Source organism: Streptomyces sp. NPDC045678 (genome assembly GCF_056432085.1).
This window is the reverse complement of the sequence record NZ_JBWKJS010000001.1, coordinates 1,155,137-1,179,178: the sequence shown is the minus strand read 5'-3', so window position 1 is coordinate 1,179,178 and position 24,042 is coordinate 1,155,137. Positions and strand designations below refer to the sequence as shown.

Annotated in this window: 20 protein-coding genes; 4 read left to right on the top strand and 16 right to left on the bottom strand. The window is 70.9% G+C overall.

Annotation, left to right across the window (positions count from 1 at the left end; genetic code table 11):
* Positions 1–161: 161 nt before the first annotated feature.
* The 16 genes from AC07DO_RS05210 to rsmH all read right to left on the bottom strand — a co-directional run bounded on the left by AC07DO_RS05210 (position 162) and on the right by rsmH (position 17,821).
* Complete coding sequence (locus tag AC07DO_RS05210) at positions 162–1,277, bottom strand: DivIVA domain-containing protein (protein ID WP_479057179.1); 1,116 nt, start codon at positions 1,275–1,277, stop codon at positions 162–164.
* Positions 1,278–1,335: 58 nt separating this feature from the next.
* Entirely contained in the window at positions 1,336–1,620 is a 285-nt protein-coding gene (locus AC07DO_RS05205; RefSeq protein WP_150166801.1) for a YggT family protein, read from the bottom strand.
* 80 nt (positions 1,621–1,700) lie between these two features.
* Positions 1,701–2,336 (bottom strand): cell division protein SepF, encoded by a 636-nt coding sequence (locus tag AC07DO_RS05200; RefSeq protein WP_479057177.1) that lies wholly within the window; start codon positions 2,334–2,336, stop codon positions 1,701–1,703.
* Between the two features lie 124 nt (positions 2,337–2,460).
* Positions 2,461–3,180: a YggS family pyridoxal phosphate-dependent enzyme gene (locus tag AC07DO_RS05195; RefSeq protein WP_479057175.1), complete on the bottom strand. Its 720-nt coding sequence runs from the start codon at positions 3,178–3,180 to the stop codon at positions 2,461–2,463.
* Positions 3,181–3,186: 6 nt separating this feature from the next.
* Positions 3,187–3,918 (bottom strand): peptidoglycan editing factor PgeF, encoded by a 732-nt coding sequence (gene pgeF, locus AC07DO_RS05190; protein WP_479057173.1) that lies wholly within the window; start codon positions 3,916–3,918, stop codon positions 3,187–3,189.
* Entirely contained in the window at positions 3,915–5,144 is a 1,230-nt protein-coding gene (ftsZ, locus tag AC07DO_RS05185; RefSeq protein WP_479057171.1) for a cell division protein FtsZ, read from the bottom strand. Before ftsZ ends, pgeF begins: the two co-directional genes overlap by 4 nt.
* Positions 5,145–5,419: 275 nt before the next feature.
* Positions 5,420–6,211: a cell division protein FtsQ/DivIB gene (locus AC07DO_RS05180; RefSeq protein WP_479057169.1), complete on the bottom strand. Its 792-nt coding sequence runs from the start codon at positions 6,209–6,211 to the stop codon at positions 5,420–5,422.
* 14 nt (positions 6,212–6,225) lie between these two features.
* A complete protein-coding gene (gene murG / locus AC07DO_RS05175; protein WP_055565236.1) occupies positions 6,226–7,320 on the bottom strand; it encodes an undecaprenyldiphospho-muramoylpentapeptide beta-N-acetylglucosaminyltransferase in 1,095 nt (364 codons plus the stop codon).
* A gap of 6 nt (positions 7,321–7,326) precedes the next feature.
* Entirely contained in the window at positions 7,327–8,622 is a 1,296-nt protein-coding gene (gene ftsW / locus AC07DO_RS05170; protein ID WP_479057530.1) for a putative lipid II flippase FtsW, read from the bottom strand.
* Positions 8,623–8,686: 64 nt separating this feature from the next.
* On the bottom strand, positions 8,687–10,126 hold the full coding sequence (gene murD, locus AC07DO_RS05165) for a UDP-N-acetylmuramoyl-L-alanine--D-glutamate ligase (protein ID WP_479057167.1): 1,440 nt from the start codon (positions 10,124–10,126) through the stop codon (positions 8,687–8,689).
* Positions 10,108–11,178, bottom strand: coding sequence for a phospho-N-acetylmuramoyl-pentapeptide-transferase (mraY, locus tag AC07DO_RS05160; RefSeq protein ID WP_055565239.1), 1,071 nt, complete (start codon positions 11,176–11,178; stop codon positions 10,108–10,110). The genes murD and mraY overlap by 19 nt, the downstream gene beginning before the upstream one ends.
* Entirely contained in the window at positions 11,175–12,590 is a 1,416-nt protein-coding gene (locus tag AC07DO_RS05155) for a UDP-N-acetylmuramoyl-tripeptide--D-alanyl-D-alanine ligase (RefSeq protein WP_479057164.1), read from the bottom strand. Before AC07DO_RS05155 ends, mraY begins: the two co-directional genes overlap by 4 nt.
* 4 nt (positions 12,591–12,594) lie before the next feature.
* Positions 12,595–14,247, bottom strand: a complete 1,653-nt coding sequence (locus tag AC07DO_RS05150) for a UDP-N-acetylmuramoyl-L-alanyl-D-glutamate--2,6-diaminopimelate ligase (RefSeq protein ID WP_479057162.1) — start codon at positions 14,245–14,247, stop codon at positions 12,595–12,597.
* Between the two features lie 19 nt (positions 14,248–14,266).
* Positions 14,267–16,231, bottom strand: a complete 1,965-nt coding sequence (locus tag AC07DO_RS05145; protein WP_479057160.1) for a peptidoglycan D,D-transpeptidase FtsI family protein — start codon at positions 16,229–16,231, stop codon at positions 14,267–14,269.
* Between the two features lie 5 nt (positions 16,232–16,236).
* Positions 16,237–16,812, bottom strand: a complete 576-nt coding sequence (ftsL, locus tag AC07DO_RS05140) for a cell division protein FtsL (protein WP_479057158.1) — start codon at positions 16,810–16,812, stop codon at positions 16,237–16,239.
* A 49-nt stretch (positions 16,813–16,861) separates the two neighbouring features.
* On the bottom strand, positions 16,862–17,821 hold the full coding sequence (gene rsmH, locus AC07DO_RS05135; RefSeq protein WP_479057155.1) for a 16S rRNA (cytosine(1402)-N(4))-methyltransferase RsmH: 960 nt from the start codon (positions 17,819–17,821) through the stop codon (positions 16,862–16,864).
* A 422-nt stretch (positions 17,822–18,243) separates the two neighbouring features.
* Here rsmH and AC07DO_RS05130 point away from each other — a divergent pair, with 422 nt between their 5' ends.
* From AC07DO_RS05130 to AC07DO_RS05115, 4 genes are all read left to right on the top strand, one after another.
* On the top strand, positions 18,244–18,798 hold the full coding sequence (locus tag AC07DO_RS05130; protein WP_479057153.1) for a beta-class carbonic anhydrase: 555 nt from the start codon (positions 18,244–18,246) through the stop codon (positions 18,796–18,798).
* 239 nt (positions 18,799–19,037) lie between these two features.
* Positions 19,038–20,060: an AAA family ATPase gene (locus tag AC07DO_RS05125; protein WP_479057151.1), complete on the top strand. Its 1,023-nt coding sequence runs from the start codon at positions 19,038–19,040 to the stop codon at positions 20,058–20,060.
* On the top strand, positions 20,060–21,427 hold the full coding sequence (locus AC07DO_RS05120) for a DUF58 domain-containing protein (RefSeq protein ID WP_479057150.1): 1,368 nt from the start codon (positions 20,060–20,062) through the stop codon (positions 21,425–21,427). The genes AC07DO_RS05125 and AC07DO_RS05120 overlap by 1 nt, the downstream gene beginning before the upstream one ends.
* 79 nt (positions 21,428–21,506) lie before the next feature.
* On the top strand, positions 21,507–23,933 hold the full coding sequence (locus AC07DO_RS05115; RefSeq protein WP_479057148.1) for a transglutaminase TgpA family protein: 2,427 nt from the start codon (positions 21,507–21,509) through the stop codon (positions 23,931–23,933).
* Positions 23,934–24,042: the final 109 nt, after the last annotated feature.

The following is a 24,042-nucleotide window of genomic DNA, read 5'->3' as shown; positions in this document are numbered from 1 at the left end:
AGGCGTAAGCGCTCGTACGAAGGCCCGGTCCCGCCGATGATCTCGGCGGGACCGGGCCTTTGCGCACCCCGCCTCCCGAGGCACACAAAAGGGCCGGGCCCCCAGAAATTCTGGGGGCCCGGCCCTGAACGCTGCCGACGCCTAGGGCGTGATCACGCCCGTCAGTTGTCGTCCTCGTCGATGAGGAAGCCGCGCATCGGCGACGGAGCCTGCTGCATCGGGGCGGGGCCCTGCGGCCGCACCGGCGCCATCGGCTGGGTCATCGCGGGAGACATCTGCTGCTGGCCGCCGTAGGACGGGCCGCCGGCGGGCTGGTTGTTGCCGCCCATCGACTGCTGGCCACCGTAGGACGGAGCACCCGCACCGGCCGGAGCCATCGACGGCGCCGGGGACGGCGGCAGCGAAGCGGTGGCCGGGGTGCGCGGCGGGGCCAGCGAGTCGTCGGCCTGGGTCTCCAGCTGACGCAGCTGCGACTCCAGGTACGACTTCAGACGCGTGCGGTACTCGCGCTCGAAGCCGCGCAGGTCCTCGACCTTGCGCTCCAGCGTGGCGCGAGCGGACTCCAGGGAGCCCATCGCGACGCGGTGCTTCTCCTGCGCGTCCCGCTCCAGGGCGTCGGCCTTGGCACGGGCGTCGCGCTCGAGACCCTCGGCGCGCGAACGGGCCTCGCCGACGATCTTGTTGGCCTCGGAACGGGCCTCCGCGATCGCCTGGTCGGCGGTCTGCTGCGCAAGGGAGAGCACACGGGCGGCGCTGTCGCCACCGGGGCCCTGGCCGGGCTGCGGCATCTGCGGGCCGTGACCGCCCATCGGACCGCCCATGGGGCCGCCCATCGGACCCTGACCCATCGGGCCCTGACCCATCGGTCCCTGACCCTGCGGACCGCCCTGCTGACCGTGTCCACTGGGGCCTGCGGGCAGCTGCGGAGCGCCACCGGGCAGCTGCGGCGGGCCACCCATGGGGCCACCCATCTGCTGCTGCGGCGGGACCGGCTGCGGACCCGATATAGCGGCGGGCACGGGGGCACCGGGACCGCGCTGGTCCTGGGGGCCGGGCCCGTCGGGGCCCTTGCGCATCCCGCCCTGCTGCTGGTTCTGCGCGGCGGCACGGGTGGCCGCGGCGAGCTTGGCGCGCAGGTCCTCGTTCTCACGGAGGAGCCGCGTCAGTTCGGCTTCGACCTCATCGAGGAAGGCATCGACCTCGTCCTCGTCATAGCCTTCTCGGAGGCGGACGGTCGTGAACTGTTTGTTCCGCACGTCCTCGGGGGTCAACGGCATCTCTTCACCTCAACGTAGTCGTCGGCATTCGGCAAGACCGTATTAGACATCGCACTCATCACAGCTGACTCACGATGTGGATCAGGATGTAGACGATGATCATCAGCACGAAGAAGGACAGGTCGAGCGCCACGCCCCCGAGACGCAGCGGCGGAATGAACCGCCGCAGGAGCTTGAGCGGTGGATCAGTGACAGTGTAGGTGGCCTCCAGAACGACCACCATCGGCTTGCCGGGTTGCCATGAGCGGGCGAACTGGAAGACGTAGTCCATGACCAGCCGGAAGATCAGCACGATGAGGAAGCACATCAGCGCGATGTAAAGCACCTGCACGACCACGCTCATGTTCGCGGTTCCCTCTCCCCTGTTACTCGTACTTCGTCGTTCCGGTACTGCGTCTACGGCAACTACTGCATCACTGCGTCTCAGCTCTGGTTGAAGAACCCGCCCTCTGCGATGCGAGCCTTGTCCTCCGCCGTTACATCGACGTTAGCAGGCGACAACAGGAACACCTTCTGCGTCACTCGCTCAATGCTGCCATGCAGGCCGAAGACCAGACCGGCGGCAAAGTCGACAAGTCGCTTCGCGTCCGTGTCGTCCATCTCCGTCAGATTCATGATCACCGGAGTGCCTTCACGGAAGTGTTCCCCGATGGTACGGGCCTCGTTGTAGGTCCGGGGGTGCAACGTGGTGATGCGGTAGGGCTCCCGCTCGGACACGACCTTGGGCATGATCACCGGTGCGTTCTTCTCCAGGCTCTGGCGTTCAGGTGTGATGGATGCCACGGGGGCGATTCGTGCCGGACGTCCGGATTCCGCGGCTGGCGAAGCGGAATGGGACGCCGGCTCGCGCGGGGCGGGCGGCTGCACCACTCGCACCGATTCGTCCCTTTGTGACTGGTGGGACTGGTGCGCCTGATGCGACGGTTCGTGCCTCCTGCGGTCACGCTCCGGCTCCGGCTCGGGTTCGAACTCGTCATCGGGGTCGAACCCCGGACCGTCGTACCCATCGTCCTCCACGAGGCCGAGGTAGACCGCCATCTTGCGCATCGCGCCGGCCATGCTCTGAGTCCTCCGCTCTGTGGTGGATCGGCTGTCGTCACCAACTGCTCGCGATCCACGAGGTATCCCCGCCCAACAGCGAGAATGACCATATTTTCTGCTGTGGTCCGACTTCTTGGCGACGTTACCCGAGCCCGGGTCGGACTCCGAGTACCGCCGTTCCGACGCGCACATGTGTCGCCCCGGCCGCAACAGCCTGTTCGAGGTCCGCACTCATCCCTGCCGACACCATGTTCGCAGCAGGATGAGCCGCGCGCATGAGGGTTGAGAATTCCATCAACCGCTCGAACGCCGCCTGTTGCCGACCCGCGTACGGCCCGGTGAGCGGGGCGACGGTCATCAGACCGTCGAGCCGCAGCCCCGGCGCCCCGGCCACGAGACCGGCCAACTCTTCGATTCCGCCCGGGCCCACGCCCCCGCGCTCGCCCCGCCCGTTCTCCTCCGCGTCGAGCGCGACCTGGATCAGACAGCCGAGCTCGCGCTCCGCGCGCACCGCGGCCGCCGACAGAGATGTGACGAGTTTGGGACGATCAACGGACTGCACCACATCGGCATAACCGACCACGGAACGGACCTTATTGGTCTGCAACTGACCAACGAAGTGCCAGGTGAGAGGCAGGTCCGCGCACTCTGCCGCCTTCGGCGCCGCGTCCTGGTCGCGGTTCTCCGCGACGTGCCGCACGCCGAGTTCGGACAGGATCCGCACATCGCTCGCCGGATAGGTCTTCGTGACCACGATCAGGGTCACTTCTTCCCGCTTGCGCCCGGCCGCGGCGCACGCCGCGGCGATGCGCTCCTCGACCTGCGCGAGGTTCGCGGCGAGTTGGGACTTTCGCTCCGTCATGCCCTATCAGTCCAGCCAGACATAGCCCGCGAGACGACCGGTGGTCCGGTCGCGGCGGTACGAGAAGTGGTCACCGGATTCCAGGGTGCACACCGGCGACTGCTCCCGGTCGCACACCCCGAGCCGCTCCAGCTGGGCGTGCACCCCGGCGGTCACGTCGACCGCGGGCGTGCCCCAGCTCGTCTCGGCGTACGCCGCGGGCTCGACGGCGGCGGCGTCGGCGCGCATCGCCTCCGGCACTTCGTAACAACGCCCGCAGACCGCGGGACCGGTGCGGGCGACGATGCGGCCGGGCTCGGCGCCGAGTTCCACCATGGCGTCGACGGCGGCGGGAACGACACCCGCCAGCATGCCGGGACGGCCCGCGTGCGCCGCGGCCGCCACCCCGGCGACCGGGTCGGCGAGCAGAACGGGCGTGCAGTCGGCGGTGAGGACCGCGAGGGCGAGACCCCTGCGGGCGGTCACCACCGCGTCGACGGCCGGGATTTCGGCGTCCGTGCCCCAGGGCCCCTCGACCACCGCGACATCGCGGCCGTGCACCTGGTTCATCCAGACGACGCGGACCGGGTCGAGGTCGAGGGACTTGGCGGCGAGCGTGCGGTTGGTGCGCACGGCCTCGGGGTCGTCACCGACCGCGCCGCCCAGGTTGAGCTCTTCGTACGGAACGGCGCTCACCCCACCCCACCTGTCGGTGAAGGCGAAGTGCGCGCCGCTCGCGGTGCTGTGCTTGCTTATCACTTCAAGAAGTCCGGCACGTCCAGCTCTTCGGCCTGGCTGTCCTGGTAGGGACGGGCCGGCGGAACCTGCGGGGGTGCCGAGGGCGCGGACGGGGTCTCGCTCACTGGTGCCGCCTCCGCGGGCTCCGGGGTGGCGGGCTCGTCGCGCGGGGTGACGGAGCCGAGTCCGCCGAAGGCCGGGCGGGACGATTCGGCAGGCCGGGCGGGCGTCGCGGGCTCTTCCCGCTTGGCCTGGCCGGACGATGCCGAGCTGAGGACGTTGTCGCGCTTGGACGGCGGCTGCCCGCCGTCGAAGCCCGCCGCGATGACGGTGACCCTGACCTCGTCGCCGAGCGCGTCGTCGATGACGGCGCCGAAGATGATGTTGGCCTCGGGGTGCGCGGCCTCGCTGACCAGCTGAGCCGCTTCGTTGATCTCGAAGAGACCGAGGTCGGAGCCGCCGGAGATGGAGAGCAGCACACCGCGGGCGCCGTCGATGGACGCCTCGAGGAGCGGCGAGGAGATCGCCATCTCGGCCGCGGCCACCGCGCGGTCGTCGCCGCGGGCCGAGCCGATGCCCATGAGAGCCGAACCGGCCTCGGACATGACCGACTTGACGTCGGCGAAGTCGAGGTTGATCAGGCCGGGCGTGGTGATGAGGTCGGTGATGCCCTGGACACCGGAGAGCAGGACCTGGTCCGCCGACTTGAAGGCGTCGAGGACGGAGACCTGGCGGTCCGAGATGGACAGGAGCCGGTCGTTGGGGATGACGATGAGGGTGTCGACCTCTTCGCGCAGCTCCGCGATGCCGTCCTCGGCCTGGTTGGCGCGGCGGCGGCCCTCGAAGGTGAAGGGCCGGGTGACCACGCCGATGGTGAGGGCGCCGAGCGAGCGCGCGATGTTGGCGACGACGGGTGCGCCGCCGGTGCCGGTGCCGCCGCCTTCGCCGGCGGTGACGAAGACCATGTCGGCCCCCTTGAGGACCTCCTCGATCTCCTCGCGGTGGTCCTCTGCGGCCTTGCGGCCGACGGCCGGGTTGGCGCCGGCGCCGAGTCCGCGGGTGAGTTCACGGCCCACGTCGAGCTTGACGTCGGCGTCGCTCATCAACAGGGCTTGCGCGTCGGTGTTGATGGCGATGAACTCGACGCCCTTGAGACCGACCTCGATCATCCGGTTGATGGCATTGACACCACCGCCGCCGACACCGATGACTTTGATGACTGCGAGGTAGTTCTGCGGTGCTGCCACGTCGAAGGCCTCTCGCCTCGAGTTACGTGTCGCCGTTTCGCTCTGACGCGATACGACGACTGATGCCGAATGGGACGGTCCGAACGCCGACCCGAACCCTAACGCTGAAGTTTAGGGTTACCAGTGTGTCTGTTCCTTGGACTCTTCCGAACAGGACACTAAGTCGACAAGTGGCGCACGTTCAACGAACACGCCGAACCTCCCGTTTTTCTTTTCACCCTATGTGATCAGCCGTAGCGCTGCCGAACCAGGGTGCTGGCCTGCGACGATACGCGTCAACTGCCCGCCGATGCGGGGGCGGTGGGGACGCTCACGTCGAAGTGCCGTGCCTTGGGTGCCGCTTTCATGAGCGCGGTGAGGGTAGTGGCCTTGGAAGGCCCCTTCTCACCGCTGCCCCAGTCGACGGTCCGTCCGCCCTTCAACTCCAGCGAGATGGAGTCGTACGAACGGACCTTGACGTTCCGGGTATCGCGGGCGACCGCTTCGGGCAGGTCACCGGCGACCCGCACCGCCTCGCGCAGCAGCCGGTCGGTGCCGAAGCGGCGCAGGCTGGCCGCCGCGCTGTCCCGGTCCACCCGCAATTCGAGCTTCGGGACTCCGCCGGGCGCGCGTCCGACCGTGGCGAATCGCACTCCCTTGGCGTCCACTTCGACGAACTTTCCGCCCTTTTCGATGAGGAGAACCGGCTTGCGTTCCGTCACTTTGAGTCCGATTGCGTGCGGCCAGGAGCGGACGACGTCAACCGAGTCAATTCGGGGCAATTTTGAGCGCAGCCGGTCTTCGAGCGCATCCGTATCGACCGAAATCAGTGGTGTCCCGACGGGGGCGTCGGCCGCCTCGCGGACTTCTTCGGGCGTCAGAACGCGGGTTCCCGACGTCTTCACGTCCTCGAGACGCAGCCACTGCGAGCCGTAGAGCACCCAGACCGCCCCGACGCCGAGCAGCACGGCGAGCACCGAAACGATGATCACAGTGCGCGAACGCGGCAGCCGGAGGCGGCGGATGCGCTGCGGGCGGGGCGGGCCGGACTTCCTCTGCTGCCGTTCGGCGGTGGTCGGTCCGGCCACGGTCCCCTGCCTTCTCACGCGTTGCGGCGTGACGCAATCGCCTCGTACACCATGCCGACGAGCAGCTCGTCGGCGTCCCTGCGGCCGAACTCCGAGGCCGCGCGGGACATCTCGTACAGCCGGTGCGGGTCGGCGAGCACGGGCAGCACATTGCCCTGGACCCACTCGGGCGTCAGTTCCGCGTCGTCGACCAGCAGACCGCCGCCGGCCTTGACCACCGGCTGGGCGTTGAGCCGCTGTTCGCCGTTGCCGATCGGCAGCGGGACGTAGGCGGCGGGGAGCCCGACGGCGGAGAGTTCGGCCACGGTCATCGCGCCCGCGCGGCAGAGCATCATGTCGGCAGCGGCGTACGCGAGGTCCATCCGGTCCACGTACGGTACCGGGATGTAGGGGGGCATCCCCGGCATCTGCTGCACCTGCGGCAATTCGTTCTTCGGGCCGACCGCGTGCAGGATCTGGATGCCCGCGCGCTGCAGGACCGGTGCGACCTGCTGGACGACCTCGTTGAGCCGCCGGGCGCCCTGTGAGCCACCGGAGACGAGTAGGGTCGGCAGGTTCGGGTCGAGGCCGAAGGCGGCGCGCGCCTCCGGGCGGACCCGGGCCCGGTCGAGCGTGGCGATGGTGTGCCGCAACGGGATGCCGATGTAGCGGGAGTTGCGCAGCTTGCTGTCGGGGGTGGCGACGGCCACCCCGTGGGCGTACCGCGAACCGATCTTGTTGGCGAGGCCGGGGCGCGCGTTGGCCTCGTGCACGACGATCGGCGTCCCGGTCCGCTTGGCCGCGAGGTAGCCGGGCAGGGCCACGTAGCCGCCGAAGCCGACGACGCAGTCCGCCTTGGTGCGCTCCAGGATCTGCTCGGCCGCCTTGATGGTGCCGCGCAGCCGCCCCGGGACGGTGATCAGTTCAGGGGTTGGCTTGCGCGGCAGCGGGACGGCCGGGATCAGCGCGAGTTCGTAGCCCCGCTCGGGCACGAGCCGGGTCTCGAGTCCACGCTCCGTGCCCAGGGCCGTGATGCCCACGGTCGGGTCCTGCCTCCGCAGGGCGTCCGCGAGGGCGAGCGCGGGCTCGATGTGGCCGGCGGTCCCCCCACCGGCGAGTACGACATGCACCGAAATTCACCGCTCTCCGGACGAACGCGTCGTGACGCGCCGTCGCATCGTGTTCCATCTCACCCGAGGTTGCCGCATGGCCAGGGCCGCCTTCGCCGCCGGGTCCGATCGCGCGAAGGCGATGAGGAGTCCGATGGCGAACATGGTCGGCAGCAGGGCCGAACCCCCGTAGGAGAACAGCGGGAGCGGGACACCGGCGATCGGCAGCAGACCGAGCACCGCACCGACGTTGATCACGGCCTGCGCCGTGATCCAGGTGGTCACGCCTCCCGCGGCATACCGTACGAAGGGGTCCTCCGTGCGTCCGGCCACGCGGATACCCGCATAGCCTAGAGCCGCGAACAGGGCGAGCACCGACAGTGTCCCTGCCAGGCCGAGTTCCTCCCCGGTGATGGCGAAGATGAAGTCGGTGTGCGGTTCCGGCAGTTGACCCCATTTTTCCACACTCGCGCCGAGTCCGGAACCGAAGAATCCGCCGGAGGCCAGGGCATAGATGCCGTGCACGGCCTGCCAGCACTGGTCGCCGGGGCCGGGATCCGTGGCACCGATGCAGCCGAGCCTGGCCATGCGGTTGGGGCTGGTCTTGATGAGGATCACACCGAGCAGGGCCGCGATGCTGAGCACGCCGGCGAAGAGCCGGGTGGGTGCTCCGGCCAGCCAGAGCAGCCCGAAGAGGATCGCGGTGAGGATGATCGCCGTGCCCATGTCGCCGCCGAGCATGATGAGTCCGAGCAGCATGAAGGCGACGGGGACGAGCGGCACCAGCATGTGCTTCCACTGGGCCAGGAGCCGTTTGTCGTGCTTGCGCGCGAGCAGGTCGGCGCCCCACAGGACCAGGGCGAGCTTGCCGAACTCACTGGGCTGGAGCTGGAACGGGCCGCCCAGGTAGATCCAGTTCTGGTTGCCGTTGACGCTGCGCCCTATCCCCGGGATCTGTACGAGGGCCATCAGGAAGACGGTCACCGCGAGGATCGGGTAGGCGAGCGCCCGGTGCAGTTTGATCGGCATTCGCATGGCGACCAGGAGCAGGATCGTGCCGAGCACGGCCGCCACGAACTGCTTGCGGAAGAAGTACGAGGCGGGCAGGTTCAGCTGCAGCGCCTGGATCATCGAGGCCGAGTAGACCATCACCAGGCCGAGCACGGTGATCAGCAGGCTGCTGCCGAAAATCAGGTAGTACGCCGTGAGCGGCCTGTCCCAGGCCTTGCGGGCCCTGTTGTAGAGCCGCCTGGGCCCGTTCTCGCCCGGAGGCTGGGAGGCTCCTCTGGCGCGTACCGGAGCCGGTCGCCTGGCGACCCGCACGGAAGACCTGGCCACGTTCCCCTCCCAAGGGTGTGCCCGGCGCCCCGCCGGGCGGTAAGCCCGGTCAGGCGCTCGTGGAGCCGAGCTCGCGGACGGCGTCCGCGAACGCTTCACCACGCTTGTTGTAGTTGGTGAACATGTCCATCGACGCACAGGCCGGAGCCATCAGCACGGTGTCCCCCGGCTGGGCAAGATCCGCCGCCCGGCGTACCGCTTCGGACATCGCCCCAGTGTCGGTCCGGTCGAGGTCGACGACCGGGACCTCGGGCGCGTGTCGCGCCAGGGCTTCGCGGATCAGCTCGCGGTCGGCGCCGATGAGGACGGCGCCGCGCAGCCGCTTCGCCGCGTTCTCGACGAGTTCGTCGAAGGTGGCGCCCTTGGCGAGTCCGCCCGCGATCCAGACGATCGACTCGTACGCCGCCAACGACGCCTCGGCGGCGTGGGTGTTGGTGGCCTTGGAGTCGTCGACGTACGCGACGCCCTCGACGTCGGCGACGTGTTCGATGCGGTGGGCGTCGGGGCGGAAGGCCCGCAGGCCGTCGCGGACGGCCGTCGCCTGTACGCCGAAGGCGCGGGCGAGGGCCGCGGCGGCCAGCGCGTTGGCGATGTTGTGCGGCGCGGGCGGCTGGACGTCGGAGATCTCGGCGAGCTCCTGGGCCTGCTTCTGGCGGTCCGGCACGAAGGCACGGTCGACCAGGATGCCGTCCACGACGCCCAGTTGCGAGGGCGCGGGCGCATTCAGCGTGAAACCGATGGCGCGGCAGCCCTCTTCGACGTCGGCCTCGCGGACCAGATCCTCGGTCGCCCTGTCGGCGACGTTGTAGACGCAGGCGACCCGGTTGCCCTCGTAGATCCGGCCCTTGTCGGCGGCGTACGCCTCCATGGAGCCGTGCCAGTCCAGGTGGTCCGGCGCGAGGTTGAGGACCGTCGCGGAGTGGGCGCGCACCGAGGGCGCCCAGTGCAGCTGGTACGAGGAGAGCTCGACGGCGAGCACGTCGTACGCGTCGTCGCCCTTCAGGATGACGTCCACGATCGGGGTGCCGATGTTGCCGACGGCCGCCGTGCGCAGGCCGCCCGCCGTCAGGATCGAGGCGAGCATCTGTGTGGTCGTCGTCTTGCCGTTGGTGCCCGTGATGGCGAGCCAGGGTGCCGCGCCGGGGCCGCGCAGGCGCCAGGCGATCTCGACGTCGCCGACGACGTCCACGCCCGCGTCCGCGGCCGCCGCGAAGAGCGGCGACGACGGCTTCCAGCCGGGCGAGGTGACCACGAGGTCGGTGCCCGCGGGAAGCGTCTGCGCGTCTCCGAGACGTACGGAGATGCCCTCGCCCTCCAGAGAGGCGGCACGCTCCTGGTGCGCCTCTCCGGAGCCGCCGTCCACGACGGTGACCGTCGCGCCGAGGCCGGCCAGGGCGCGGGCGGCACTGATGCCGCTCACGCCGAGACCGGCGACGGTGATGTTCTTGCCCTGCCACTCGGACACAGTGGTCACTTTTCGGCTGCCCATCCCGCGTAGAAGAGTCCGAGGCCGACGATCACGCACATGCCCTGGATGATCCAGAAGCGGACCACCACAAGGACCTCGGACCACCCCTTGAGTTCGAAGTGGTGCTGGAGCGGTGCCATCCGGAAGACGCGCTTGCCGGTCAGCTTGAACGAACCGACCTGGATGACGACCGACATGGTGATCATCACGAAGAGGCCGCCGAGCAGCGCGAGGAGCAGCTCGGTGCGCGAGCAGATCGCGAGGCCGGCGAGCGCGCCGCCGAGGGCCAGCGAGCCGGTGTCGCCCATGAAGATCTTGGCGGGCGAGGTGTTCCACCACAGGAAGCCGAAGCAGGCGCCCATGAGCGCGGAGGCGACCACCGCGAGGTCGAGCGGGTCTCTCACCTCGAAGCACGCCTGGGGGTTGGTCAGGGTGACCGCGTTGGCACAGGACTCCTGGTACTGCCAGACGCCGATGAACGTGTAGGCGCCGAAGACCATCACGGAGGCGCCGGTGGCGAGGCCGTCCAGACCGTCGGTGAGGTTCACGCCGTTCGACATCGCGAGGATCATGAACAGCGCCCAGACCACGAACAGGACCGGGCCGATCGACCAGCCGAAGTCCGTGACGAACGACAGCTTGGTGGAGGCCGGGGTCTGGTTGCGGTTGTCCGGCCAGTTGAGCGCGAGCACGGCGAAGCCGATGCCGACGATCAGCTGACCGGCCATCTTCGCCTTGGCGCGCAGACCGAGCGAGCGCTGCTTGACGATCTTGATGTAGTCGTCGAGGAAGCCGACGAGGCCCATGCCCGCCATCAGGAAGAGCACCAGGAGGCCGGAGAGCGTCGTCTCCGTGCCGGTGATGACCTTCGTGAGGAAGTACGCGATGAGCGTGGCCAGGATGAAGGCGATACCACCCATGGTCGGCGTACCGCGCTTGCTGTGGTGCTCGCGCGGGCCGTCGTCCCGGATGAACTGGCCGTAGCCCTTGCGGGCCAGGAGCTTGATCAGCAGCGGGGTACCGACCAGGGTCAGGAAGAGCCCGATCACACCCGCGAAGAGGATCTGCCTCATCGGCCGGAGACCTGCCCCTCAGAAGACACCGCGGTGTCGTCGAGAAGCGCCGTGGCGACCTTCTCGAGACCGACCGATCTGGACGCCTTCACCAGTACGACGTCTCCCGGGCGCAGCTCGCTGCGCAGCAGGTCGATCGCCGCCTGTGCGTCGGACACGTGCACCGACTCCTCACCCCACGAACCCTCGTTGTATGCGCCCAGTTGGAGCCAGGACGCTTCCCTGCCCCCGACTGCCACGAGCTTGCTCACGTTGAGCCGGACGGCAAGGCGTCCGACCGCGTCGTGCTCGGCGAGCCCCTCGTCCCCGAGCTCGGCCATGTGGCCGAGCACCGCCCACGTACGACGTCCCTTGCCCATGGCCACGAGCGCGCGCAGGGCGGCTCGCATGGACTCGGGGTTCGCGTTGTAGGCGTCGTTGACGACCGTCACGCCGTCCGGGCGCTCGGTGACCTCCATCCGCCAGCGGGACAGCGTGCCCGCCTCGGAGAGCGCGAGGGCGATCTCGTCCACGGACATGCCCAGCTCATGGGCGACGGCGGCCGCGGCAAGCGCGTTCGACACGTGGTGCTCACCGTACAGCCGCAAGGTCACGTCGCTGCACCCGGAGGGTGTGTGCAGCGTAAAAGCAGGCTGTCCGTTCTCTGTGAGCCGGACATTTTCCGCCCGTACGTCGGCGTCGTCGGACTCCCCGAAGAGGAGGACGCGTGCCTTCGTGCGGGAAGCCATGGCGCGGACGAGCGGGTCGTCGGCGTTGAGGATCGCGGCGCCGTCCGCGGGCAGCGACTCCACCAGCTCACCCTTCGCGACCGCGATCTGCTCGCGGCCGCCGAACTCGCCGATGTGAGCGGTGCCGACGTTCAGGACGAGCCCGATCTTGGGCGGGGTGAGTCCGGTGAGGTACCGGATGTGGCCGATTCCGCGCGCTCCCATCTCGAGGACGAGGAAGCGCGTCTCGTCGGTGGCGCTGAGCGCGGTCAGCGGCAGGCCGATCTCGTTGTTGAGCGAGCCCGGCGTGAAGACCGTGGGCGCCTTGCGCTGGAGTACCTGCGCGAGGAGGTCCTTGGAGCTGGTCTTGCCGACCGATCCCGTCAGCGCCACCAGGGTGGCGCCGAGCCGCTCCACGACGTGGCGCGCAAGGGCTCCGAGGGCCGCCTGCACGTCGTCGACGACGACGGCGGGCACACCGACGGGCCGCGAGGCGAGCACGGCGACCGCGCCCGCGGCGACCACGTCGGCCGCGTAGTCGTGGCCGTCGACGCGCTCGCCGACGAAGGCGACGAAGAGGCTGCCGGGCTCCACCTCACGGGAGTCCCGGACGACGGGTCCTGTGACCTGGACGGCCGGATCCGGTATGTCGTACGTCTGCCCGCCGACAACGGTGGCGATCTCGGCGAGGGAGAGGGCGATCACAACTTCATCCCTGGGTTTGCTGGATAGCTTCGCGAAGCACCTGGCGGTCGTCGAAGGGACGCACCACCCCGGCGATGTCCTGTCCCTGCTCGTGGCCCTTGCCCGCGACCAGGACGGTGTCGCCCGGCCTCGCGCGGACGACGGCGGCGCGGATGGCGGCGGCCCGGTCCTCGAAGACGGCGACGTCGCCGCGCTCGTGGGCCGGCACGTCGGCGGCGCCGGCGAGCATCGTGGCGAGGATCGCGAGGGGGTCCTCGCCACGCGGGTTGTCCGACGTCAGTACGGCGGTGTCGGCGAGGCGGGCCGCGGCCGCGCCCATCGGCATCCGCTTGGTCTTGTCGCGGTCGCCGCCGCAGCCGAGCACGATGTGCAGCTTGCCCTCGGTGACCTTGCGCAGCGCGCGCAGGACCGATTCGACGGCGTCGGTCTTATGGGCGTAGTCGACGACGGCGAGGTAGGGCTGGCCCGCGTCGATGCGCTCCAGGCGGCCGGGGACGCCGGGCACCGCGGCGACGCCGTCGGCGGCCTGCTGCGGGTCGATCCCCGCGACGGCCAGCGAGACGATCGCGGCGAGGGTGTTGGCGACGTTGAAGGGACCCGCGAGCGGCGACTTGGCGGTGACGCGTTCACCCTTGGGGCCGACGGCCACGAACGTCGAGTCGAGCGGCCCGACCTCGACGTCCTCGGCGCGCCAGTCGGCGTCGGGGTGGCCCTCGGCGGAGAAGGTGGTGACGGGCACCTCCGACTCGGTGATGAGCCTGCGCCCGTACTCGTCGTCGAAGTTGACCACTCCGACGCGCGAGCGGCGCTCGGTGAACAGCTGCGCCTTGGCCTGGAAGTAGTCCTCCATGCCGGAGTGGAACTCCATGTGCTCCGGGCTGAGGTTGTTGAAGACGGCGACGTCGAAGACGCAGCCGTCCACCCGGCCGAGCACCAGGGCGTGGCTGGAGACCTCCATGGCGACCGCCTCGACGCCGCGTTCGCGCATCACCGCGAACAGCGCCTGGAGGTCGGTGGCTTCGGGGGTCGTCCGCTCCGACTTGATGCGCTCGTCGCCGATGCGCATCTCGACCGTGCCGATGAGCCCGGTCGAGCGCACGCCCTTGAGGCCGCCCTCGATGAGGTACGCGGTCGTGGTCTTGCCGGACGTGCCGGTGATGCCGATCTGCAGGAGGTCGCGGCCGGGGTGGCCGTAGACCGTCGCCGCGAGCTCGCCCATGCTGCCGCGCGGGTCGTCGACGACCAGGACCGGCAGGCCGGTGGCGGCCGCGCGCTCGGCACCCGTCGGGTCGGTGAGCACCGCGGCGGCGCCGAGGTCGGCGGCCTGCGCGACGAAGTCGGCGCCGTGCATGCGGGCGCCGGGCAGCGCGGCGTAGACGTCGCCCGGGCGGACGGCGCGCGAGTCGTGCGTGATGCCCGTGATCTGCGCGCTGCCCGGGTCGGCGACGCCCAGCTGGCCTGCGAGCTCGGTCAGCGAGGTCGGCGAGACCCGGTCCGGCCGCGGCGGTCCCGGATAGGTCACGGGAACGCCCTTCTGGGTGGTTTGGGACTGATCAGCGTGTGGCACGGCGGTGAGCGTACCGGGCGTACCCCTCTCGGAGCGAAGTGAGGGGCGTGCCGGGGGGCGGTTCCCCGGGTCGGGGGTGATCGTTGTCACGGGTGGTTCCTGGTCGGTCTCAGGGCTTGAAGGTCACCGGCAGACGGGCCGGGCCGCTTCCTGTGGGCGGGACTTGGAGCGTCTTGAGGGCGAACTCCATGACTTCCTTGTAGATGGGACCGCAGATCTGGCCACCGAAGTAGCTGCCCTTGGTGGCGTTCTGGATCGCGCAGTAGACCGTGACGCGCGGCTTGTCGGCGGGCGCGAAGCCGGCGAACGACGAGGTGTAGCCCTTGTAGCGGCCGGTTTCGGGGTCGACCCGGTTGGCCGTACCGGTCTTGCCCGCGACGCGGTAGCCGGGGATGCGGGCCTTGGTGCCGGTCCCCTCCTCGTCGTCGACGACGGACTCCAGCATCTGCGCCACGGTCTTCGCGGTCTTCTCGCTGACGACGCGCTTCTTCTTGGGCTTGGGCGCCGACGTGAAGCGGCCGTCGGGGCCCTTCGTGCCGCGCACCAGGGTGGGTTCGACGCGTACGCCTCCGTTGGCGATGGTCGAGTAGACGGAGGCGGCCTGCATGGCGTTGAGGGAGAAGCCCTGGCCGAAGGGGATCGTGAACTGCTGCGATGTGGACCACTTGGCGGGGCGCGCGAGGATGCCGGACGTCTCGCCGGGGAAGTCGAGCCCGGATTTCTTGCCGAGGCCGAACTTGCGCAGATACGAGTAGAGGACCTTGTTGACGTCCTTCTGCGTCTTGCCCAGTTCCCCGGTGGCGAGGATCGTGCCGATGTTGGAGGACTTGGCGAGGACGCCGTTGAGCGTCAGGTGCCAGGTGGGGTGGTCGATGTCGTCCTGGAAGAGGCGGTCGCCGCGGTGCAGCCGGTTGGGCACCGTCACGCGCGTACCGGGCGTGGCCGCCTCCTCCTCGAGGACGGCGGCCATCGACATGACCTTGGCGGTGGACCCTGGCTCGAAGGCGTCCTGGAGCGCGGCGTTGCCGAGGGCCGCGCCGTTGGCCTGCGAGAGGTCGTTCGGGTCAAAGCCGGGGGCGTTGGCCATGGCCAGGACCTCGCCGGTCCGGGTGTCCTGCACTATCACGTAGCCGCGGTCGGCCTTGGACTTCTTGACCTGCTCGCTGATCGCGTTCTGCGCGGCCCACTGGATGTCGCGGTCGATGGTGAGCTCGACGTCGGAGCCGGGCACGGCGGGCGTCTCCGTGGAGCCCGCGGTCGGCACCTGGCGGCCGCCGGACTGGGCGTAGCGGATCTTGCCGTCCTCGCCCGCCAGCTGCTTGTCGAGCTGGGCCTCCAGGCCGCCCGCGCCCTTGCCGTCGGAGTTGACCCAGCCCAGTATCCCGGCGCCCAGCTCGTCGTTCGGGTAGACCCGCTTGCTGCTCGGGTCGGCCAGGACGCCGGCCAGCACGTTCGGGGAGGCCGGGTCGGTGCCCGCCCGCTCGGCGAGCGCGCCGCGCAGGTCCTTGATCTGCTTCCACACCTGGGGGGACTGGCGGCGGGCGAGCAGGACGTAGCGGGTGTCCGGGGTCTTGAGCTTCCTGGTGAGCTCGGCGGTGTCCTTGCCGAGGATGGGGGCCAGGAGCGCGGCGGCCTGTTCGGGCGCGTCCTTGGTCCTGGCCTCCTTCGGCGTGAACAGCGTGGGGTCCGCCGTGATGTCGTACGCGTCGACGCTGGCGGCCATCTCGACGCCGCCGCGGTCGGTGATGCGCCCACGCTCGGCGGCGAGGGTGTGGGTGAAGTAGCGGTTCTTCTCGGCCTTCGCGGCGTACGCGCCGGCGTCGACGGCCTGCACCTGCAGGAGCCGTACGACGAAGGCGAGCATCACCAGTGTGAGGCCGAGGCTGACCATGCGCAGGCGCGGCCGGGGGCTGCCCAGGCGGATGGTGCGGGCCTTGCTCTTTCCCTTGGCGGTGGGGCGGCGGGCGGCGGGGCGGCCGCCCTGCGCCGGGCGGCGGGGCGCGCCGGACCGTGCGGGCCTGACGGGCCTCGCGGGTCCTGGCACCCGGCGCCGCGGGGGTTCCCTGTCGGACACTTGCGTCACCTGCCGGAGGTCGTCGTGGGCCGGGGAGTCGTGGAGGCCTGGGCAGCGGGCGTCTCGGCGGGCTGCGCGGGCGGCGGTACGGCGGAGGCCGATGCGGCCGGGTCCGGGACCGCGGGGGACGCCGGGGGCGTGACCGGGATCGAGACGGAGGCGGCGGGGGACGCGACCTCCTGCGGGCGGGGCGCGGGGTACGTCAGCGAGGAGGGGCGGGCCGCGGTGCCGGGGACGCCGCGCACGGTGCCGTCGGGGTTCAGGAAGGCCGGGTCGCCGCCGGGGACCATGCCGAGCTCCTGGGCGCGGCGCTGCAGGGCGTCGGGGGCGGCGTAGCCGTCGACCTCGCGCTGGAGCTCCTGTTCCTCCTCGGTGAGGTCCTTGGTCTCCTTCTTCAACTCGCTCAGCTGGAACGAGCCTTCGTTGAGGGAGGAGTTCAGGATGAGCAGCCCGATCAGGCCGCCGCCGAGGAGCAGGACGACGAGGAGCACGAAGGGGGTCCGTGCGGCCTGGCTGGGGCCCTGGGGCAGCAGCCGCGCGAGGCGGGCGGCCCTCCCCCGCAGCTCGGGCTTCTTGCTCATGGAGCCTCCTCGCGGCCTGGAGATCAGCGGGTTCTGCGCGGGGCAGCGGCTATCCGACGTCTTCGCGGATGCGCTGGGCGCCCCGCAGCCGGGCCGGTGCCGCCCTGCGGTTCTCGGCGACCTCTTCCTCGGTGGGGAGTTCGGCACCTCGGGTCAGGAGCTTGAGCCGCGGCTGGTAGCGCTCGGGAACGACGGGCAGGCCGGGCGGTGCGGTCGTCGCGGCGCCGGCCGCGAACACCTGCTTGACGAGGCGATCCTCCAGCGAGTGGTACGAGAGGACGGCGATCCTGCCGCCGACGGCGAGCGACTTCACGGCCGCGGGAACGGCCCGCTCCAGGACGCTCAGCTCGCCGTTGACCTCGATGCGCAGGGCCTGGAAGGTGCGCTTGGCGGGGTTGCCGCCGGTGCGCTTGGCGGCCTGCGGCAGGGAGTCGCGGATGAGCTCGACGAGCCGTGCGCTGTTGCTGAACGGCTCCTTCTCGCGCTCGCGCACGACGGCGCTCACGATGCGCTTGGCCTGCTTCTCCTCGCCGTACGCGCGCAGGATCCTCACCAGTTCGCCCGGCGCGTAGGTGTTGAGCACCTCGGCCGCGCTGACACCGGTCGTCTGGTCCATGCGCATGTCGAGGGGGGCGTCCTGCGCGTACGCGAAGCCGCGGTCCGCCTCGTCGAGCTGCATCGAGGAGACGCCGAGATCGAAGAGGACGCCCTGGACGCGCGGGATGTCGAGGCGGTCGAGTACGTCGGGGAGTTCGTCGTAGACCGCGTGGACCAGGGTGGCCCGGTCGCCGTAGGGGGCGAGGCGTTCGCCGGACAGGCGCAGCGCCTCCTTGTCGCGGTCCAGGGCGACGAGGCGGGCCGAGGGGAAGGTGGCGAGGAGGGCCTCGCTGTGGCCGCCGAGGCCCAGGGTGCAGTCGACGACGACGGCGCCCGGCTCGGCGAGCGCGGGGGCCAGCATGTCCAGGCACCTCTGAAGCATCACCGGGACGTGTCGGCTGTTGTCGCTCAAGGGGCCCTCTCAGGTCCGGCGCGGCGTGCGTACGCACCGCCGGGTCCCCACCCGCTCCGTGAAGGGGAATGGACTGCTGGCGCCGGGGAAGTGGCGTCAGCCGACCGGGAGCGGGAGGAGGCCGAGCCGTACGTACGCGCCGCGCACGTGGGGGGATTCAGGGAACCCCCGGGATGTGCGGTCCAGCAGGGAGCAGGTCACGTCTCCCGCTTCGCGTCACTTTAGTCCACCGTGTCTCCCGGTCAATCAACCGGCCTGCGCGTCGCGGCGGGGTCCTGGACGGGGGTCCGGAACCGGCCGGGTCACCCGTTCGGGCGCGTCACGGGAACGCGTTGTGGGTTAGCTCACAACAAGAGTCTTTGACGTTCTTTGTCCCTCCTCACAGCGGGCCCGGACGATCAGCGCGCATTAACGTCGTAGCCATGTCGACTTCCGCAGCCTCCCCGGACCGCACGCCCGACACGACCGGCGCCATAGCCGTCGGAGGCGTCACCGACCGCCTCGTCGAAGCCAACGAGAAGTACGCCTCACGGTTCACCGACCCCGGCATGGACGCCCGCCCCGTCCTGCGGGTCGCCGTCGTCGCGTGCATGGACGCCCGCCTCGACCTGCACGGTGCCCTCGGTCTCGAACTCGGTGACTGCCACACCATCCGCAACGCGGGCGGTGTGGTCACCGACGACGTCATCCGCTCGCTGACCATCAGCCAGCGCGCGCTCGGCACCCGCAGCGTCGTACTGATCCACCACACCACCTGCGGTCTCGAGTCCCTCACCGAGGAGTTCCGGCACGACCTGGAGATGGAGGTCGGACAGCGTCCCTCCTGGGCGGTGGAGGCCTTCCGGGACGTGGACCAGGACGTGCGGCAGTCGATGGAGCGCGTGCGGACCTCGCCGTTCCTGCTGCACACCGATGACGTCCGGGGTTTTGTGTTCGACGTGAAGACGGGTCTGCTGCGGGAGATCGACCCCGCGTGACCGACATAGGGCGTGACTGACAAAGGGCCGCAAGGTCCTGCAAATCGCCGCCAGTTATCCACAGGCGAGTGACACGACCCGGTATGCCCAACAACAATGCGGGGGTGGCATCACGCGGAACCATTCCCGCGTGCCGCCGATGAATTCTGGGTGGACCGGGTCGTGCGCGCGAGCGTCCGGCCCGGACATGGGGTATCCCCTGCTCCTCGTGAGCGCGGGGAAGGGCCGAGGAGGGCCGGGTGACGACCTATGACGATCGAGCGAGCCTCACAGATCTGACCACGACCGCGGAGCGTGTCCGCAGGTCGGTGGAGGGTGTGATCGAGGGCAAGCCAGAGGTCGTACGGCTTTCGCTGACCGTGCTCCTGGCGGAGGGGCACCTGCTCATCGAGGATGTGCCGGGCGTGGGCAAGACCATGCTCGCCAAGGCACTCGCGCGGTCCATCGACTGCTCGGTGCGGCGGATCCAGTTCACACCGGATCTGCTGCCGTCGGACATCACCGGGGTGTCCATCTTCGATCAGCAGCGCAGGGACTTCGAGTTCAAGCCGGGTGCGATCTTCGCGCAGATCGTGATCGGCGACGAGATCAACCGTGCGTCTCCGAAGACGCAGTCCGCGCTCCTGGAGTCCATGGAGGAGCGTCAGGTCACCATCGACGGGCAGACGTACGAACTGCCCAGTCCTTTCATGGTGGTGGCCACGCAGAACCCCGTCGAGATGGAGGGGACCTATCCCCTGCCGGAGGCGCAGCGCGACCGCTTCATGGCGCGCGTCTCGATCGGCTACCCGGGCCCGGAGGCCGAGCTGCAGATGCTCGACATCCACGGTGGCGTGTCGCCCCTGGACGACCTCCAGCCGGTGGCGCACGCGCACGAGATCGTGAAGCTCATCGACGCGGTGCGCACGGTCCACGTGGCCGAGCCCGTGCGGAGGTACGCGGTGGATCTGGTCGGCGCGACCCGCAACCACCCGGACCTCAGACTCGGGGCGTCCCCGCGCGCGACGCTGCACCTGCTGCGCGCCGCCAAGGCCTCCGCCGCCCTCAGCGGCCGTGAGTTCGCCCTGCCGGACGACGTGCAGGCCCTGGCCGTCGCGGTCCTCGCGCACCGCCTGCTGCCCACGGCGCAGGCCCAGTTGAACCGGCGTACCGCCGAATCCGTCGTCCTGGAGATCCTTCAGCACACCCCGGTGCCCGCCGCCGTGCAGCCCGGTCCCAGCGCCTACTTCAACCAGCAGCCGCCCGGCGCCCGGAGGCTGTGATGACGGCCGGGGGGAGGCCGGCGGGCCAGGCCGAGAGCGAGAAGGGCGGGGTGCGCACGGCTCTCGCGGGACTGACCACCCGCGGCCGTTCCTTCCTCGCGGCCGGCGTCGCCGCCGCCATCTGCGCCTACGTCCTGGGCCAGAGCGACCTGCTGCGCGTCGGGCTGCTGCTCGCCGTGCTGCCGCTGGTGTGCGCCACCGTCCTGTTCCGCACCCGGTACCGCGTGGCGGGCAGCCGCAGGCTGTCCCCCGCGCGCGTGCCCGCCGGTTCGGAGGCCCGCGTCCATCTGCGGATGGACAACGTCTCGCGGCTGCCCACCGGGCTGCTGATGCTCCAGGACCGGGTGCCGTACGTCCTCGGGCCGCGGCCCCGGTTCGTGCTGGACCGCGTGGAGGCGGGCGGACGGCGCGAGGTGTCCTACCGGGTCCGCTCCGACCTGCGCGGCCGCTATCCGCTGGGCCCGCTGCAACTGCGCCTGACGGACCCGTTCGGCATGTGCGAGCTGACGCGCTCCTTCTCGACGTACGACACCCTGACGGTCATCCCGCGTGTGGAGGCGCTGCCTCCGGTGCGGCTCACGGGTGAGGCGAAGGGGTACGGCGACGGGCGCAACCGCTCGCTGGCCCTGGCCGGCGAGGACGACGTCATCCCGCGCGGCTACCGGCACGGCGACGACCTGCGCCGGGTCCACTGGCGCTCCACCGCGCGCTACGGCGAGCTGATGGTGCGCCGCGAGGAACAGCCGCAGCGCGCCCGCTGCACGGTGCTCCTTGACACGCGGGGCGCCGGGTTCCGGGGCGCGGGACCGGACTCGGCCTTCGAGTGGGCGGTGTCGGGCACGGCGTCGACGCTGGTGCACATGCTCGAACGGGGCTTCTCGGTGCGTCTCCTGACCGACACGGGCGCCTCGGTGCCGGGTGAGGGCTCGGACGGGTTCGCGGGGGCCAGCCAGGAGTCGGCGGACGCGGCCGGACTGATGATGGACACGCTCGCGGTGGTCGACCACTCGGACGGCGCCGGGCTCTCCCGGGCGTACGACGTGCTGCGCGGGGGGAACGAAGGGCTCCTCATCGCCTTCCTCGGCGACATGGACGAGGAGCAGGCCGCGGTGGTCGCCAAGATGCGCCGGCGCAGCGGCTCGGCCGTCGCGTTCGTGCTGGACAGCGCGGTGTGGGGGCGGGGCCCCGGTGTCCTGCCGTCCGGTCCCGGTGAGGCCCGCGTGCAGATGCTCCGCGAGGCGGGCTGGGCGGCGCTGACGGTGCCGCCCGGGGCGGACTTCGCGGACCTGTGGCGGCAGGCGGACCATGCCCGCTCGGCCGCGGGCCCGGCGCCCGTCGCGGGCACGGCGAGCGGGGGTTGGGCGTGAACGGCCGGGGCCGTTGGAACGTGGAGCACAGTGATGTGGGGGCCGGTGACGTGGGGGCCAGTGACGTGGGGGAACTTTCATGAGCGGACGCGCGCGGCTCGCGGTCTGCGCCACGGCGGCCACGCTGATGGCGTCGGGCTCGCTGCTGCCGCTCGTCGATCCGGCGACGTGGTTCCTGCAGGCGATCGTCCTGCTCGTGCTGCAGAGCGGCGTGGGCGCACTGGCCCGGCGGGTGCCGCTGGCCAGGCCCCTCACCGTGGCGGTGCAGGCACTGGTGTCGCTGCTCCTGCTGACGCTGGTGTTCGCCCGCGAACAGGCTCCGGCGGGGATCGTGCCGGGGCCGGACGTCTTCCGCCGGTTCGGCCTGCTCCTGGAGGCGGGCGGCAACGACGTCAGTCAGTACATGATCCCGGCGCCGCTCAGCGACGGCATCCGGCTGATGCTGGTCGGCGGCGTGCTGGTGATCGGCCTCGCGGTGGACGCGCTCGCGGTGACCTTCCGTACGGCGGCCCCCGCGGGGCTTCCGCTGCTCGCCCTGTACTCGGTCGCGGCGGGTCTCTCCGACGGCGGCGCCGGGTGGCTGTGGTTCCTGCTGGCCGCCGCCGGGTATCTGCTGCTGCTCCTGGCCGAGGGCCGGGACCGGCTCTCGCAGTGGGGCCGTGTCTTCGGCGGCGCTGTGCGCACGCCGGGGCGGGTCACCGGAGGCCTGGAGAGCAACAGCGGGGCGCTCGCCCCGGTCCGCACGGGGCGCCGCATCGGGGCGGTCGCCCTGGGCATCGCCCTGGTGGTGCCGCTCGCGCTGCCCGCCCTGGACGGCGGTCTGCTGGACGGCTCCGGCGGTGCGGGCGGTGACGGCTCGGGCGGCGGCGGGACGATCTCGGCGGTCAATCCGCTGGTGGCCCTCCAGGACAGCCTGAACCAGCCGGAGGACCGCGAGGTCCTGTCGTACCGCACGAACGCCGAGACGACCGACGAGATGTATCTGCGGATCGTCTCGCTCGACCAGTTCGACGGCACGACATGGAAGACCACCGTCCGGCGCATCCAGGACGTGCCGTCGCCGCTGCCGAACCCCCAGGGTCTGCGCCCCGACGTCCGCAGGACCGAGATCCAGACGAACATCGCGGCCGCCGACAGCTACGCGCAGAACTGGCTCCCGATGCCGTTCCCCGCCAGCCAGGTGGAGATCGACGGCCGCTGGCGGTACGAGCCGGTGGGCCGCGCCCTCGTCGGCGACCGCGGCCAGACCACGCGGGGCGCGCAGTACAGGGTGAAGAGCCTGGTCGTGGAGCCCACGGCCGAGCAGCTCGCGGCGGCGCCCGAGCCGCCCGACGATCTGCGGCGCGAGTTCACGAAGGTGCCGGACTCGCTGCCCCAGATGGTCGCGGACCGGGCCAGGCAGGTCACCAAGGGTGCCGGGAACCCGTACGAGCAGGCGGTCAAGCTCCAGGACTACTTCGCGTCGGACGGCGGGTTCACGTACAACACGCAGGTGCGTGCGGGCAGCGGTCCCTCGGCGATCGAGCGGTTCCTGAAGCAGAAGGAGGGCTTCTGCGTCCACTTCTCCTTCGCGATGGCCTCGATGGCGCGGACGCTGGGGATACCGGCCCGGGTCGCGGTGGGCTTCACGCCGGGCACGGCCGAGGGGGACGGTTCGATGTCGGTCGGGCTGCGGGACGCGCACGCCTGGCCCGAGCTGTACTTCGAGGGCGTGGGCTGGACCCGTTTCGAGCCGACGCCGAGCCGTGGCACGGTGCCGGACTACACCCGCTCGGACGTCCCCTCCGACGGTACGGACGACCCGGACACCCCGGAGCCCTCCGCGTCCTCCGAGCCCTCCACGGCGCCGTCGGTCTCGGACACCTGCCCGCCCGACCAGAAGAAGCAGGGCGGCTGCGCGAGCGTCGCGCCGGCGATCGCGGCCGGTTCCGGCGGTGACGGCACGCCCGTCGCGATGATCGTGGGCATCTCCCTGGCGGCGCTGCTCGTTCTCGCGCTGCCTCTGCTGCCGCTGCTGTGGCGGACCAGGGCCCGGGCCGTGCGCCTGGCATCCGGGGGGCGCACCCCGGCGGACGCGACGGCGCGGACGCTGGCCGCATGGCTGGAAGTGACCGATACGGCCTGGGACCACGGCATTGCGCCGGACGAGTCACAGACCCCGCGGAAGGCGGCCGCGCGGATCGTCCGCGTGGGGCAGCTGACCAGCGGTCCGGCGGAGGCCGTGCACCGGGTGGCGGCCGCGGTGGAGCAGGTGCTCTACGCACCGCACCCGCAGCCCGCGGCGGGGCTCGCCGAGGACGTCCGGCGCGTCCAGGACGGCCTGAACGCTTCGGTGGGCCGGCTGACGCGACTGCGTGTGACGCTCGCGCCGCGTTCGGCCGCCCGGGTGGTGTGGGCGGTCTCGGACCGGTGGACGGCGTTCGGGGAGCGCTGGCGCGAGCGGGCCGCCAAGCGGTGGTCGGTGCTCGCGCGGAAGCTGCCGCGGCGGGCCGGCCAGGAGAGCTGAGGGCCGGGGCCGCACGGGTGCGGCCGAGCCCGGTCCCACACATGCGTGGCCGGGGCCGGGGCCGCACACGTGTGGCTGAACGCGGGGCCGCACACATGTGTGGCCGAGC

What these genes read in the sequence shown, in the direction of transcription:
- AC07DO_RS05210 (WP_479057179.1), bottom strand. Translation starts at nt 1,277, where the DNA reads ATGCCGTTGACCCCCGAGGACGTGCGGAACAAACAGTTCACGACCGTC.
- AC07DO_RS05205 (WP_150166801.1), bottom strand. Translation starts at nt 1,620, where the DNA reads ATGAGCGTGGTCGTGCAGGTGCTTTACATCGCGCTGATGTGCTTCCTC.
- AC07DO_RS05200 (WP_479057177.1), bottom strand. Translation starts at nt 2,336, where the DNA reads ATGGCCGGCGCGATGCGCAAGATGGCGGTCTACCTCGGCCTCGTGGAG.
- AC07DO_RS05195 (WP_479057175.1), bottom strand. Translation starts at nt 3,180, where the DNA reads ATGACGGAGCGAAAGTCCCAACTCGCCGCGAACCTCGCGCAGGTCGAG.
- murD (WP_479057167.1), bottom strand. Translation starts at nt 10,126, where the DNA reads ATGGGCAGCCGAAAAGTGACCACTGTGTCCGAGTGGCAGGGCAAGAAC.
- mraY (WP_055565239.1), bottom strand. Translation starts at nt 11,178, where the DNA reads ATGAGGCAGATCCTCTTCGCGGGTGTGATCGGGCTCTTCCTGACCCTG.
- ftsL (WP_479057158.1), bottom strand. Translation starts at nt 16,812, where the DNA reads ATGAGCAAGAAGCCCGAGCTGCGGGGGAGGGCCGCCCGCCTCGCGCGG.
- AC07DO_RS05130 (WP_479057153.1), top strand. Translation starts at nt 18,244, where the DNA reads ATGTCGACTTCCGCAGCCTCCCCGGACCGCACGCCCGACACGACCGGC.
- AC07DO_RS05120 (WP_479057150.1), top strand. Translation starts at nt 20,060, where the DNA reads ATGACGGCCGGGGGGAGGCCGGCGGGCCAGGCCGAGAGCGAGAAGGGC.
- AC07DO_RS05115 (WP_479057148.1), top strand. Translation starts at nt 21,507, where the DNA reads ATGAGCGGACGCGCGCGGCTCGCGGTCTGCGCCACGGCGGCCACGCTG.